The sequence below is a fragment of the Micromonospora arida genome (assembly GCF_042873195.1).
Classification (GTDB): Bacteria; Actinomycetota; Actinomycetes; order Mycobacteriales; family Micromonosporaceae; genus Micromonospora; species Micromonospora arida.
Genome location: NZ_JBIALC010000005.1, coordinates 1 through 13,585, shown reverse-complemented (window position 1 = coordinate 13,585; position 13,585 = coordinate 1). Strand labels below are relative to the sequence as shown.

Below are 13,585 nucleotides of genomic sequence, written 5' to 3'. Positions count from 1 at the left end.
GGGTCAGCCTCCCGACTGTCGGCGGGCCGCGCGCAGCGTCACCCAGTCGGTGACCGCGATCAGCGGGATCGCGAGCAGGACGAAGAGGACTCCCGCCACGACGTACGGCGTGTAGTTGAAGGTCTGGGCGGTGGCGATCTGCGCGGCGCGGACCGCGTCGATGGGCCCGGCGAGCGAGACCAGCCCGACGTCCTTCTGTAACGCCACCACGTCGTTGAGCAGGGGTGGCGCCACCCGGCGGACGGCCTGCGGCAGGACCACGTGCCGCATCGTCTGCCGGTAGGTCAGGCCCAACGAGCGGGCCGCGGCGAGTTGGCTGGGGTGCACCGACTCGATGCCGGCCCGGAACACCTCGGCGAGGTAGCCACCGTAGGTGAGGACCAACGCGATCCCACCCAGCACCAGCACCGGCGGCATGCCCTGCAACCGCAGCCCCGGCACGCCGAGGGTGAGCAGGTACAGCACGATGATCAGCGGCAGGCCGCGGAAGGTGTAGGTGTAGCCGGCGGCCAGCGCGCGGACCGGGAAGAAGACCGGCCCGCGCAGCGTCCGCAGCACGGCGATCACCAGCCCGAGCAGCAGCGCGCCGACCGCACAGCAGGCCAGCAGCCGTACGTTGAGCCAGAGCCCGCTCAGCACCGTCGGCAGCGCGTCGCGGGCGATCTCCGGATCCAGGAACGACCGCCGGACCCGGTCCCAGCCCGGCGCCCCGGTCACCGCGATCACCAGCAGCGTGCCGAGCGCCGCCGTCGAGGACGCCGCGACGAGCACGCTGTAGACGGTCTGCCGACGCCGGTACGCCGACCGCCGCAGCTGCGCCTCCGAGGGCACGTGATCCAGAAGCGTCACCGCAGCTCGGCCGCCCCCGCCACCTGCGCGAGCCACTTCTGTTCGAGCTCCTTCAGCGTGCCCGCCGCGGCGAGCTGACCGACCGCCCCGCTCACGCAGGAGGTCAGTGGGGAGTTCTTGTCCAGCAGCAACCCGAACGCCTCGGGCGTACCGACCTGCGGCACCTGCCCGACGATCGTCGCGTCGGTGATCTCCGCGCCGGTGATGTAGAAGGCGGTCGGAAGATCCACCACGAGACCGTCCAACTGCCCGTTCTGAAGGGCCTTCTTGGCATCGTCGTTGCTGTTGTAGACCTGCGGCTTGGCGGTGGGCTTGATCACGTCGGTGATCGCCTGGTAGCTGGTGGTGCCGACCTGCGCGCCGAGCCGAGCGTCCCGCAGTTCGGCCAGCGACTTCCGGCCGGCGATCTTCGAGGACTTCAACGCGATGACGGTCTGCCGCACCAGGTAGTACGGCGCGGAGAAGTCGACCGCCTGCTTGCGCTCGTCGGTGATGGAGAACTGGTTGATGTCGAAGTCGAAGTCCTTCGGCCCCGGCGCGATGGCGGTGTCGAACTTGACCCGGGTCCACGTGACGTCGCCGCGGGCGTAGCCGAGCTTCTCGGCCACCGCGTACGCGACAGCGGATTCGAAGCCCTCGCCGCTGTCCGGCTTGTCCTTGGCGAACCACGGTTCGTACGCGGGCTGGTCGGTGGCGATGGTCAGCTTGCCCGGCGTACGCGTGGGCAGGCTGTCCTTGGCGCAGGACGGCGCGGCGGTGACATTGGGGCTGGGTTTCTCGTCCTGTGGCGCGCATCCGGCGGTGGCTACGACGACGGCACCGGCGAAGGTGAGCGCGAGGAGACGTGAGCGGCTGGCCATGGCGGACAGCGTAGAGCTCCATGGGCGTCGATCGACAATTGTCCCACCATGTTGGTAGGGAATTGTCCGCTTGCTGGATTTTGGCGGACCCGGACGTGGGGGGTCATCCGGGTGGCTGGAAGAATCGTTCCCCGTGAAGACGTTCGAGGAGTTGTTCGCCGAGCTGCAGGCCAAGGCCGCCGCCGGCACCCCGGGCTCGGGCACCGTCGCCGCGCTGGACAAGGGCGTGCACTTCATCGGCAAGAAGGTCGTCGAGGAGGCGGCCGAGTCGTGGATGGCCGCCGAGCACGAGGGTCCGGAGCGCACCGCCGAGGAGATCTCCCAGCTGCTCTACCAGGTCCAGGTGCTGATGCTCGCCAGCGGTCTCGAGCTCAAGGACGTCTACCGACATCTGTGAGTGCCCCCACCCCTGTTGATCACCAACCGGATCCAAGGAGCACTCCGTCATGCTGCGTGTCGCCATTCCCAACAAGGGCACCCTGGCCGAACCGGCCGCCCAGATGCTGCGCGAGGCGGGCTACCGCCAGCGCACCGACCCCAAGGACCTCGTCTGCCGGGACGAGGCAAACGACGTCGAATTCTTCTACCTGCGCCCGAAGGACATCGCCACCTACGTCGGCTCCGGTGACCTCGACCTCGGGATCACCGGCCGGGACCTGCTGATCGACTCGGCCGCGCCGGCCGAGGAGGTCGTCGACCTTGCCTTCGGCCAGGCCACCTTCCGCTTCGCCGCCCGCCCCGACGACATCGCCTCCGTGCAGGAGTTGGGCGGTCACCGCATCGCCACCGCGTACCCGGGGCTGGTCGAACGGCACCTCGGCGAGGTGGGCGTCAAGGCCGACGTGATCCGCCTCGACGGCGCGGTGGAGAACGCCGTACGCCTCGGTGTCGCCGACGTGATCGCGGACGTGGTGGAAACCGGCGCGACCCTGCGTCAGGCGGGCCTGGTGGTCTTCGGCGAGCCGCTGCTGCGCTCGTCGGCGGTGCTGGTCCGGCGCGCCGGCGCGCCCGCCCAATCGCAGGCCGAGCAGTTGCTGCGTCGCCTGCACGGTGTGCTGGTGGCCCGCCGTTACGTGATGCTCGCCTACGACGTGCCGGCCGGTCTGCTGGACCGGGCCAGCGGGCTCACCCCGGGCATCGAGTCGCCCACAGTGTCGCCGCTGCACCGTGAGGGCTGGGTGGCGGTGCAGGCGATGGTGCTCCGCGACGACGTGCACCGCATCATGGACGAGCTGTACGAACTGGGCGCCCGCGCCATCCTCGTCACCAACATCCACGCCTGCCGCCTCTGACCGTCGGGGCCTCGGCGCCCGGGCCCTCCCCACGGACCCGCCCCCACCGGCAAGATCGCGCTCGATCATTGAAGTAGTGGTCTCGATCTCGACGGAGGCCACTGGATCCTGGATCGAGCGCGATCTTGAGGTGGTTGGTGGCTGGTGGGGCAGGGGTGGTGGATCGGCGGGTGGTGCGTTCGATGACCGAGTGCGGATGGCAGACTGGTGGGGTGAGTGAAACCGAGCTGGTCCGCCTGAAGCCCCGCCGCATCCGCGTGGTCTGCTGGTCGGCGGCGGTTGCCCTGGTGGTGGTGTTCGGCCTGGTCGCCACGTCGCTGAGCGGCCCGACCGGCGATGGTTACGGCAGCTTCCAGCGCGGTGACCAGATCGCCATGATCGGCCTGGGCGTCTTCGGGGCGCTGGGCTTCCTGCTGTTCACCCGTCCCCGGGTGGAGGCGGACGCACGGAGCATCCGGGTCCGTAACGTCATCAGCTCCTACGAATTGCCCTGGGAGGTTGTCCGGGGTGTCCGCTTCGACCGGGGCGCGCCGTGGGCCAGCCTGGAGCTGCACGACGACGACCTGCTGCCGATGGTCGCGTTGCAGGCCGCCGACAAGGAGTTGGCCGTCGACGGGGTCCGCGCGCTGCGCCGGCTGCACGAGGCCCACCAGGCCCGCCTCGCCGAGCGCGCCGTCGGCCGCTGACCCGGCCGAACCGCAGATCCTGGCGCGCGCCGCGACGTGGTGACGGCGCGACGGCGACGCGACGCGGCCGCAGGTGGTGCCCGGTTTGAGGGTCGCCGGGGCGCCGGTGTAGTGTTATCGAGTCGACCAGGCTGTCTCCGCGTGCGAGCAGACAGCCTTGAAAGCGGAGCGCCTGCTCCCACCCGAGTCGCCGCTACGGTGGCCGGGTCCGGTCACCGGTTCCGGGCATGTCCCGGTGCCGGATGCGCGATCCTTGTGATCGTGCTGACCGGTCGAGCGGGCCCTGGCATGCGCCGGGGCCTTCTGCTTTTCAGGTCGGTTCCCTCCCGGGAGCCGCAGGGGTCGGCGAAGAGCAGAAACGACTCGAGGAGGCCCCATCAGCGTCGAACCACGCGTGAACGAGCAGATCCGGGCACGTGAGGTCCGACTGGTCGGCCCAGAGGGTGAGCAGGTGGGCATCGTCCCGCTGGAGCGCGCTCTTCAGCTGGCCGCGGACGTCGATCTGGACCTGGTCGAGGTTGCGCCGATGGCGCGCCCGCCGGTGTGCAAGCTCATGGACTTCGGCAAGTTCAAGTACGAGAGCGCACTCAAGGCGCGCGAAGCGCGGCGTAATCAGCAGCAGACCGTCATCAAGGAAATGAAGCTTCGGCCGAAGATCGACCCGCACGACTACGAGACCAAGAAGGGTCACGTGGTGCGGTTCCTCAAGGCGGGCGACAAGGTCAAGGTGACGATCATGTTCCGCGGTCGCGAGCAGAGCCGCCCGGAGCTGGGTTACCGGCTCCTGCGCCGGCTCGAATCCGAGATCACGGAACTGGGATACGTCGAGGCCGCTCCGAAGCAGGACGGCCGAAACATGATCATGGTTCTCGCCCCGCATCGGGCCGTCAAGGCCTCCGCGGTCGCCGCTACGGCGTCCCGCGGCGGACCTCGGGACCGGGCAGCGGACGAGTCCGCCACTCCGGAAGCCGATGGGACCGCGGCGGTCAGCGAGACCGCAGCAGCCGGTGACACCGGCCTCGCCGCCGACACCAGCGGCGAGTAACAGGGGAGAAGACGTTCCACATGCCGAAGATGAAGAGCCACACGGGTATGGGTAAGCGGGTCAAGGTGACCGGCAAGGGCAAGATCGTTGCCCAGCAGGCCGGCCTCCGCCACAACCTGGAGAAGAAGCCCTCCACCCAGACCCGCCGGCTGACCGGCACGGTCGTGCTGGCCAAGGCCGACGTCAAGCGCATCAAGAAGCTGCTCGGCCGCTGACGCGCGCCACCTTTACGTAATTAGGAGTTGAGATGGCACGCGTCAAGCGGGCTGTAAACGCCCAGAAGAAGCGTCGTACCCTGCTGGAGTCCGCGAGTGGTTACCGCGGTCAGCGCTCCCGCCTGTACCGCAAGGCCAAGGAGCAGGTGCTGCACTCGATGCAGTACGCCTACCGGGACCGTCGCGACCGCAAGGGCGACTTCCGGCAGCTGTGGATTCAGCGGATCAACGCGGGTGCCCGGGCCAACGGGATGACCTACAACCGTCTGATCCAGGGCCTGCGTCTGGCCGGCATCGAGGTCGACCGCAAGATCCTGGCCGACATGGCTGTCAACGACGCCGCCTCTTTCGCGGCGATCGTCGAGCTGGCCCGGGCCGCGGTCACGGCCGAGGGCACCGGTGGCGCGGCGGCTCAGGCCGCCTGATCCCCACGCACCAGAGCGAGGCGTCTCCCGTGTCGGCACCGCCGTCCGGGGGGCGCCTCAATCGTGCCGGAGGAGCGCACATCATGGCTTTCACCCCGCGTACCCCCAGGGTTGTCGCCGCCCGCCGCCTGCAACGCCGCCGGGACCGCGACGCCACCGGCCGTTTCCTGGCCGAGGGCCCGCAGGCGGTCCGCGAGGCCCTGGCGCGGCCGGGGGTGGTCACCGAACTGTTCGGTACGACCACCGCGCTCGACCGGTATCCGGAGTTGGCCGCCACGGCGGCCCGCGCCGACGTGCCGGTCTCCGAGGTGACCGACGACGCCATCGCAGCACTGGCCGAGACCGTCGCCCCGCAGGGGCTGGTGGCCGTCTGCCGGCACCTGGACGTCTCGCTGGAGCAGGCACTCGCGGGTGCGCCCCGGCTGGTGGCGGTGCTCGCCGAGATCCGCGACCCGGGCAACGCCGGCACGGTGCTGCGCACCGCCGACGCGGCCGGTGCGGGTGCGGTGATCTTCGCCGGAGACGCCGTCGACCCGTACAACGGTAAGTGTGTGCGGGCCTCGGCCGGCAGCCTCTTCCACGTCGACGTGGTGCGCGCCACCGACCCGGTCGCGGTGGTCGACGCACTGCGCGCCGCCGGGCTGTCGATCTTCGCCACCACCGGGTACGGCGACAGCGACCTGGACGACCTGACCGACTACGGCCGGCTCGTCGGGCCCACCGCCTGGTTGTTCGGTTCCGAGGCGCACGGCCTGCCCGAGGAGTTGACCGCCGCCGCCGACACCACGGTGCGGGTGCCGCTGTACGGGCGCGCGGAGAGCCTCAACCTGGCTGCCGCCGCCGCGGTCTGCCTGTACGCTTCAGCGAGAGCACAGCGCTGAGGGTGAACGCCTGCGGCGCGACTGACAGCAGGGGAGAACGTCCGTCCATGAACGCGACACGGCGTTCGTTTAGCCAGCCCGCCGGTGTCGGCGGGCGGCGGGCCTGACCTGCTCCCTGCGCAACTCCTACCGGCGGGCTGCGGCACAGCCGCGCGTCCGTAGACTCGCCTAGCCGCCCCGGTGAGGGCTGGCGCCGCCGTGAGGGAGTGCCCGTACGCCATGAGCTACCGCAACGATCCGTACGACCCGAAGCAGGTCGCCCTGCTCGACCCCGCCGCCCTGGCCGAGGCCGTCGCGGACGCCACGAAGGCGTTCGAGGCCGCCGCCGACCCGGACGCGCTGACCGCGCTGCGCTCGGTGCACCTTGGTGACCGGTCACCGGTCTCCCTCGCGCGCCGGGAGATCGGCGCGCTGCCGCCGGCCGCGAAGTCCGACGCCGGCAAGCGGGTCAACGAGGCCCGCCGGGCGATCGAGTCCGCGTACGCCGAGCGCGCCGAGGTGGTGGAGCGCGAGCAGGCCGAGCGGGTGCTGGTCGAGGAGCGGGTGGACGTCACCCTGCCCTACGACCGGCGTCCGCGTGGCGCCCGGCACCCGTTGAGCGTCCTGATGGAGTCGATCAGCGACCTCTTCGTCGGGATGGGCTACGAGGTGGCCGAGGGGCCCGAGGTCGACCTGGAGTGGGTCAACTTCGACGCGTTGAACATCCCCGCCGACCACCCGGCGCGCGGGTTGATGGACACCTTCCACATCGCACCGGAGGGGTCCGGCCTCGTTCTGCGCACCCACACCTCCACGGTGCAGACCCGCACCATGCTCAGCCGCAAGCCGCCGATCTACGTGATCGTGCCCGGCCGCGTCTACCGCACCGACGAGATCGACGCCACCCACAGCCCGGTGTTCCACCAGGCCGAGGGCCTCGTCGTCGACAAGGGCATCACGATGGCCCACCTGCGGGGCACACTGGACCACTTCGCCCGGGCGATGTTCGGCCCGGAGGCGAAGACCCGGTGGCGGCCGCACTACTTCCCGTTCACCGAGCCGTCGGCGGAGTTCGACGTGTGGTTCCCGGAGCACCGTGACGGCCCACAGTGGGTCGAGTGGGGTGGCTGCGGCATGGTCAACCCCCGGGTGCTGCGCGCCTGCGGCGTCGACCCGGAGGTCTACTCCGGATTCGCCTTCGGCATGGGCATCGACCGGACCCTGATGGTCCGGCACGGGGTCAGCGACATCCGCCATCTCTTCGAGGGCGACGTGCGGTTCAGCCGCGCGCTCGGGACCGGGGCGTAGGCGATGCGGGTACGAGACACGGGAACGGTGGTCTGAAGTCATGCGAGTTTCTGTCAGTTGGCTGCGGGAGTACGTCGACCTCCCCGCCGACCTGCCCACCGGTGACCTGGAGCAGGCCCTGGTCGACCTCGGCATCGAGGTCGAGTCCGTGGTGGACCTGGCCGAGAGCGTCACCGGCCAACTGGTCGTCGGTGAGGTCCGCGAGATCGAGGAGCTCACCGGCTTCAAGAAGCCGATCCGGTTCTGCCGGGTCGACGTGGGTGCCGCCAACGGCACCGGCGAGCCGCAGGAGATCGTCTGCGGTGCCCGTAACTTCGCCCCGGGCGACCGGGTCGTGGTGATCCTGCCCGGCGGCGTGCTGCCCGGCGGCTTCGCCATCGGCGCCCGCAAGACGTACGGGCACAACTCGGCGGGCATGATCTGCTCGGCCAAGGAACTGGGCCTGGGCGACGACCACTCCGGCATCATCGTGCTGGGGTCGGACGTGACGGCCAAGCCGGGCGACGACGCGCGTCCCGTGGTCGGCCTCGACGACGTCGTCCTCGATCTGGAGATCACCCCTGACCGGGGGTACGCGCTGAGCCTGCGCGGCCTGGCCCGGGAGCTGTCGCACGCGTTCGACGTGCCGCTGCGCGACCCGGCCCTGGCGCCGGCCCCGGTCGGCACCGAGACGCCGGCGTACCCGGTGGAGGTCCGCGACACGGTCGGCTGCGACCGGTTCACGGCCCGCCTGGTCCGCGGGGTCGACCCGACCGCGCCCACCCCGTCCTGGATGGCCCAGCGACTCGTCACCGCCGGCATCCGCAGCATCTCGCTGCCTGTCGACATCACCAACTACGTGATGTTGGAGCTGGGCCAGCCGATGCACGCCTTCGACGCCGACCGGATCGCCGGGCCGCTGGTGGTCCGCCGCGCCGAGGCGGGGGAGAAGCTGACCACCCTCGACGGGGTCAACCGGGTGCTCACCGCCGACGACATGGTGATCTGCGACGACAGTGGTCCGATCTCCCTCGCCGCGGTGATGGGCGGCGAGACCAGCGAGGTCGTCGCCGGCACCACCACGGTGCTCTTCGAGGCTGCCCACTGGGACCCGGCGATGGTCGGGCGCACCGCCCGCCGGCACAAGCTGTTCAGCGAGGCCGCGAAGCGCTGGGAGCGGGGCGTCGACCCGGCCGTGGCGCTGGTCGCGCTGGAGCGTGCCGTGCGGCTGCTCACCGAGCACGGTGGGGGCACGCCGGGCGCGGAGATCCTGGACATCGACCACGTCCGGCCGCGTACCCCGATCAGCCTTCCGGCCGACCTGCCGACCCGGCGGGTCGGCGTCGAGTACCCGCCGGCGCGGGTGGTCGCCCTGCTGGAGCGGGTCGGCTGCACGGTCGCGCAGGGCGCGGACCGGTTGTCCGAGGACCCGGGCGTGGTCGGCGTGGCCAGTGGCGTCGGGACGGTGCTGAGCGTCACCCCGCCGACCTGGCGGCCCGACCTGACCGACCCGGCCGACCTGGTCGAGGAGGTGGTCCGCCTCGACGGGTACGACAAGGTGCCGTCGGTGCTGCCGACCGCGCCCCCCGGTCGTGGTCTGACCCCCCGGCAGCGTCGCCGCCGGGCGGTCGCGAACTCGCTGGCCGAGCGGGGGTACGTGGAGGTGCTCGCGCACCCGTTCGTGTCGCCGGAGCTGGCCGACCAGCTCGGCCTGCCGGCCGACGACCCGCGTCGGCCCGCGGTGCGGCTGGCCAACCCGCTGTCCGAGGAGGAGCCGCTGCTGCGCACCACGCTGCTCGGCCCGCTGCTCGGCATCCTCAAGCGCAACCTCGGCCGGGGTCACCGCGACCTCGCCCTCTACGAGATCGGTGCGGTCTTCCACCCGCGCGTCGGCGCCGGCAGCCCGCCGGCGATGGGCGTGGACCGGCGGCCCACCGACGAGGAGTTCGCGGCCGCCGACGCGGTGGTGCCGGCGCAACCGGTGCACGTCGCTGTGGTGCTCACCGGGGACATCGACCCCGCCGGCTGGTGGGGGCCGGGCCGGCCGGCCGGCTGGGCGGACGCGATCGAGGCGGCCCGGGACGTGCTGGCCGCCGCCGGGATCCCCGACGAGCGGGTCGAGGTGCGCGCCGCAGAGTACGCCCCGTGGCACCCGGGCCGCTGCGCCGAACTGCGGGTCGACGGCTCGGTCGTCGGACACGCCGGGGAGCTGCACCCGCTGGTGGTCGCGGCGTTGGAGCTGCCCCGCCGTACCTGCGCGATGGAGCTGAACCTCGACGCGCTGCCGCCGACCCCGGTGAGGCCCGCGCCGACGGTCTCCGGCTTCCCGCCGGCGCTGATCGACGTGGCCCTGGTGCTGGACGACTCGGTTCCGGCGGAGCAGGTGCGCCGGGCGCTGGAGGCGGGCGCCGGTGAGCTGCTGGAGGACGTGCGGCTGTTCGACGTGTATTCCGGCGCGCAGCTCGGCGAGGGGCGCCGGTCGCTGGCGTACAAGCTGACCTTCCGGGCACCGGACCGGACGCTGACCGTCGAGGAGGCGGTCGCGGCACGGGACGCGGCGGTCGCCGTCGCGGCGGAACGCCTCGGCGCCACCCTGCGCGGCGCCTGACGGAGTCGACGGGCCTCCTCCTGCGGACGGCAGGAGGAGGCCCTCAGTCGTCGCTGGATTCCAGGTTGCCGAGCTTCCGCAGGCTTGGCAGATCGCGGACGGTGATCCGCCGGTAATCGGTGTCGACCAGTCCGTCTGTCCGTAGCTCCCGTAGCGCCTTCTGGATGGAGGTCTCGGAGGCGCCACAGATGGTCGCCAGGTCGGGCTGCGTGAGTCGGACGTCGATGATGATGCCGTCGGGCCCTTGTCGACCATGGGTCCGGCAAAGTTCCGCGATCACTCGGGCGACACGCAGTTTCACCGGGTACGACGTAAAGTCGATCCGTCGGCGATTGGACCAGCGCAGCCGGTCGGACACCATCGCGGCGAGTTCAAGGGCGGCGTCTGGATGGTCCTTCAGGAACCGCTTGAACCGGTCCGGCTGGATCACGCTGTACCTTGCGGGCCCGCAGGTCGTGACGGTTGCGGAGCGGGGTGCGTTGTTCAGTGCCGACATCTCGCCCACGAGATCACCGCCGACCCGGAGCGACAGCAGGGCGGAGCGGCCATCCGGCAGCGTGGCAGTGATCTTGGTCAGGCCCTCTTCGAGGAGCACCAGGTGAGACTCCCGTATGCCCTCGTGGATCACAATTTGCCCGGCGGGAACCTGACGGCGGACGCCCAGCGCCAAGAGCGTCATCCGAACTGGCGGCGCGAGCCGTTGCAGGAACGTGCCGTAGGGCCACTCGCCGCCGGACAGTTCGCGTGGTCGTCGCATCTGCGGCCTCAGCCTCCTCCACTGACAGCTGCCGAAGCGTAGCCGTTCCTGTGCGCAGCGCGATGCCCCTGTTGCGGCGACGATTTCGACAAGCAAGCGGACGGCAATCAACACCAGCACAGCCATCGGTGACCATTCGAGGGTCAGCAGCAGCTCAAACAGATTCGTCCTCATGCGACAAGGACACCGTCCGGGTGTGTAGCTGACTCCCGAACAGGACGGGATGACTGTTTTTCGACAGCCCCAGATGATGCCGTACTTCTACGGGATCCCGATCAGTCCCCGGCGGTTCGATGGCTCCTGCGGCGCTTGCCTGCGGGGCGAGCCGGGTGACGAAGGGCGGGAGCTTGATGCAACATCCCGAGCGGCGACTGTTGATCTCCGTGGACATGGAGCGGTACAGCCGGCGCAGCAACCTGCAACAGTATGAGGCACAGCGGCATTTTCGCGAGCTGCTGCACGAGGCCGCTGGCGCTGTCGGCCTGGACCGTGTGGCCTGGACTACTCAGCAGGCGGGCGACGGCGAGCTGGCAATCGTGCCCCGCGAGGTGTCCGAGTCTCGTGTCATCGGCAGGTTCGTGCCGGAGCTGAACCGGCGACTGCGCGAACACAACAGCAGTCGCCTCCCCGTTGCCCGAGTTCGACTCCGGGTGGCCGTGCACCAGGGTCTGGTGCACCTGGACGGTGCGAACGGCTTCCCCGGCAACGCCGTCGTCTTCGTCTGTCGCCTGTGCGAGGCCGATCCCGTGAAGAAGGCCCTGGCAGCCTTTCCCGAGGCCGGGGTGGCTCTCGTCGTGTCGACCGAGATCTTTCGGGACGTGGTCAGCGAGTATCCGGAAGAGATGCGGCCCGAGCGCTTCGTGCGGATCGAGGTGGCCCATCCGGACAAGGAATTCCGCGAGTACGCCTGGCTCTGTGTGGTGGACGAGGATCTCAGCGGCACCCCGATCCCGGGCGTCGTGCCGACCGTTGGGGACGGCCCTGCCCAGGCTGTGGAGAAGCCGGCGGACAACGGCGAGGCAGCGAACAGCGCGACAGGTCACGGTGGGATTCGTACCGGCGACATCCGCGTCAAAGGGCAGAACGCGATCGGTCAGGGAGCGACCGCGATCGGCTCGGTCGGTCGCGACGCGAACTTCGGCACGAGGCGAGGCAATCCCCGATGACTGCTCCGCACGTCACTGCCTCCGCTGGCACCGAGCGGGATCTGGAGAACCTTCTGCACGACGTGTCGGAGGTACCGGCCGTCGACGACCCCCCGAGTGGTGACGCCGACGATCGTGTGCGGGACGGATCAACGGCAACCGGTTCCGGCGATGGCGAGGAAAAGCCGGGCTCGGCAGAGGACCTGCCCGAGGAGCCGCCGGAGGAGGAGGCGGACGAACCTGAGGATCTCCTTGACCCTACCGACGTGCTGCGCGGGCTCGCCGGCCTACTGGGTGGGTCGAGCATCGGCGTCGGCGATGTTCGGGTTCAGGGGCAGAACGCTACCGGACATGGCGCCGTCGCGATTGGAACGGTCAACGTCACCGCTGCGCGATCCGACGGCGCTGGACGCGTCTGGTTCGAGACACTTGTCGAGGCAAACGTCCGCGAGACTGCCAGCAGGTACGCATCCACGCCCAGTGACCAGCGACTCGACCACCATCTCCAGCATCAGCACCTGGTGTGCCTCTCCGGGTTGGTCGGGAGCGGGCGGTTTACTTCGGCCACCCTGGCGGTGGCCCGCAGGCACGGGTTCGACCGGGTCTGTGTGCTCGGCGGCGTCGATCAGTTGTCCGATCTGCTCGGCGCAGGGGCGTCGTTGCCAGCGGGGCACGGCTACGTCGTGCGACTGAGCGAGGTGGTTATCCGCGCGGTCGACGGATTCACACTGGTGGCGCTGGCCGCCAGGGCCGCGACCTCGGGCACGACGGTGGTCCTGGTCGGTGACTTCTCCCAGCGGAAGCACGATTTCGTCGGCCACGTCGTTGATCATCGCCCGGCCCCGGCAGCCGAGGTGTTCCGGGCGCAACTTCGCCATCAGCTCAGAGGGCAGTGTGTCGGCTGGTGCACAGACACCTGCGACGGACGTTGCCTGAAGCGGTATGTGGATCTGGACTGCAGCGGACACCCACTGTTGTCGGCCTACCTGGTCGGACAGCCTCGACCCAGCGAGGTCCTGAAGGTCGTTGCGACGATCGCTCCCACCGTTCCCAAGGCTGGTGCCCTGACCGAGCGGCTAGAGCGGCTTCTGCCGCTTCAACTCCGGGAGCGGGCCGTCGAAATCCTCGACGTGCAACGCGTCGGCGAAGAGATCGACGGGTTCACCAACGACGAGGTGCGTGCGTTCCGCCTCTCCTGCGCGGTGCTGGCTGGGCAGCCCGTGGCCGAGATGCACGAGGCAGCTCGACGTCTGGCCCGATGGGGCTTCCACGAGGTGACGCCGACAGGCGCACCCCTCCGCGGGTCGGCGATCGACGCGCTGTTGGGGCCGACACTGAGTCAAGCCGTCGCACGGGTGCCCGACGCGCGTGTGCCGGGCGGGTGCCGGATCGACTTCCCGGCGGGTACCGAGTCGATCCGGTCCGCACTGCTGGAGGTCGCGTGGACTGACTGGTGGTCGCCTAGGGCCTGTGTCGAAGTCGGTGCCAGGGCTTGAGTTGTTGGGTGAGGATCTTCGCGTGTCGGTGTTCGAGATGTAGCGAGGTCTCCGGTATCT

14 protein-coding genes are annotated in these 13,585 nt (G+C 70.2%); 11 read left to right on the top strand and 3 right to left on the bottom strand.

Going from position 1 to position 13,585, the window contains the following annotated elements; all coding sequences use genetic code 11:
• Positions 1-3: 3 nt before the first annotated feature.
• Both ACFYP0_RS16920 and ACFYP0_RS16915 read right to left on the bottom strand, forming a co-directional pair.
• Entirely contained in the window at positions 4-849 is an 846-nt protein-coding gene (locus tag ACFYP0_RS16920) for an amino acid ABC transporter permease (RefSeq protein ID WP_386996639.1), read from the bottom strand.
• Entirely contained in the window at positions 846-1,709 is an 864-nt protein-coding gene (locus tag ACFYP0_RS16915) for an ABC transporter substrate-binding protein (protein WP_356978631.1), read from the bottom strand. Before ACFYP0_RS16915 ends, ACFYP0_RS16920 begins: the two co-directional genes overlap by 4 nt.
• Before the next feature lie 133 nt (positions 1,710-1,842).
• Here ACFYP0_RS16915 and ACFYP0_RS16910 point away from each other — a divergent pair, with 133 nt between their 5' ends.
• The 9 genes from ACFYP0_RS16910 to pheT all read left to right on the top strand — a co-directional run bounded on the left by ACFYP0_RS16910 (position 1,843) and on the right by pheT (position 10,127).
• Positions 1,843-2,106 (top strand): phosphoribosyl-ATP diphosphatase, encoded by a 264-nt coding sequence (locus tag ACFYP0_RS16910; protein ID WP_030335709.1) that lies wholly within the window; start codon positions 1,843-1,845, stop codon positions 2,104-2,106.
• A gap of 49 nt (positions 2,107-2,155) precedes the next feature.
• Complete coding sequence (hisG, locus tag ACFYP0_RS16905; protein WP_356978629.1) at positions 2,156-3,001, top strand: ATP phosphoribosyltransferase; 846 nt, start codon at positions 2,156-2,158, stop codon at positions 2,999-3,001.
• A gap of 212 nt (positions 3,002-3,213) precedes the next feature.
• Positions 3,214-3,687 carry a PH domain-containing protein gene (locus ACFYP0_RS16900; protein WP_366633446.1) on the top strand — a complete coding sequence of 158 codons (474 nt, stop codon included), beginning with the start codon at positions 3,214-3,216 and terminating at the stop codon, positions 3,685-3,687.
• Positions 3,688-4,081: 394 nt separating this feature from the next.
• Positions 4,082-4,732, top strand: coding sequence for a translation initiation factor IF-3 (infC, locus tag ACFYP0_RS16895; protein ID WP_355500056.1), 651 nt, complete (start codon positions 4,082-4,084; stop codon positions 4,730-4,732).
• A 20-nt stretch (positions 4,733-4,752) separates the two neighbouring features.
• On the top strand, positions 4,753-4,947 hold the full coding sequence (rpmI, locus tag ACFYP0_RS16890) for a 50S ribosomal protein L35 (RefSeq protein ID WP_007458415.1): 195 nt from the start codon (positions 4,753-4,755) through the stop codon (positions 4,945-4,947).
• 32 nt (positions 4,948-4,979) lie between these two features.
• A complete protein-coding gene (gene rplT, locus ACFYP0_RS16885) occupies positions 4,980-5,372 on the top strand; it encodes a 50S ribosomal protein L20 (protein WP_030488429.1) in 393 nt (130 codons plus the stop codon).
• Positions 5,373-5,455: 83 nt separating this feature from the next.
• A complete protein-coding gene (locus ACFYP0_RS16880) occupies positions 5,456-6,253 on the top strand; it encodes a TrmH family RNA methyltransferase (RefSeq protein WP_124856529.1) in 798 nt (265 codons plus the stop codon).
• Between the two features lie 219 nt (positions 6,254-6,472).
• Positions 6,473-7,540 carry a phenylalanine--tRNA ligase subunit alpha gene (pheS, locus tag ACFYP0_RS16875; RefSeq protein ID WP_355500052.1) on the top strand — a complete coding sequence of 356 codons (1,068 nt, stop codon included), beginning with the start codon at positions 6,473-6,475 and terminating at the stop codon, positions 7,538-7,540.
• A gap of 40 nt (positions 7,541-7,580) precedes the next feature.
• Positions 7,581-10,127: a phenylalanine--tRNA ligase subunit beta gene (gene pheT, locus ACFYP0_RS16870; protein WP_386996631.1), complete on the top strand. Its 2,547-nt coding sequence runs from the start codon at positions 7,581-7,583 to the stop codon at positions 10,125-10,127.
• A gap of 43 nt (positions 10,128-10,170) precedes the next feature.
• Here pheT and ACFYP0_RS16865 read toward each other — a convergent pair whose 3' ends face one another.
• On the bottom strand, positions 10,171-11,058 hold the full coding sequence (locus ACFYP0_RS16865) for a Crp/Fnr family transcriptional regulator (RefSeq protein WP_386996628.1): 888 nt from the start codon (positions 11,056-11,058) through the stop codon (positions 10,171-10,173).
• Between the two features lie 215 nt (positions 11,059-11,273).
• Between ACFYP0_RS16865 and ACFYP0_RS16860 the strand changes: the two genes are divergently transcribed.
• A complete protein-coding gene (locus tag ACFYP0_RS16860; RefSeq protein WP_386996886.1) occupies positions 11,274-12,050 on the top strand; it encodes a hypothetical protein in 777 nt (258 codons plus the stop codon).
• On the top strand, positions 12,047-13,525 hold the full coding sequence (locus ACFYP0_RS16855; protein WP_386996625.1) for a hypothetical protein: 1,479 nt from the start codon (positions 12,047-12,049) through the stop codon (positions 13,523-13,525). Before ACFYP0_RS16860 ends, ACFYP0_RS16855 begins: the two co-directional genes overlap by 4 nt.
• Positions 13,526-13,585: the final 60 nt, after the last annotated feature.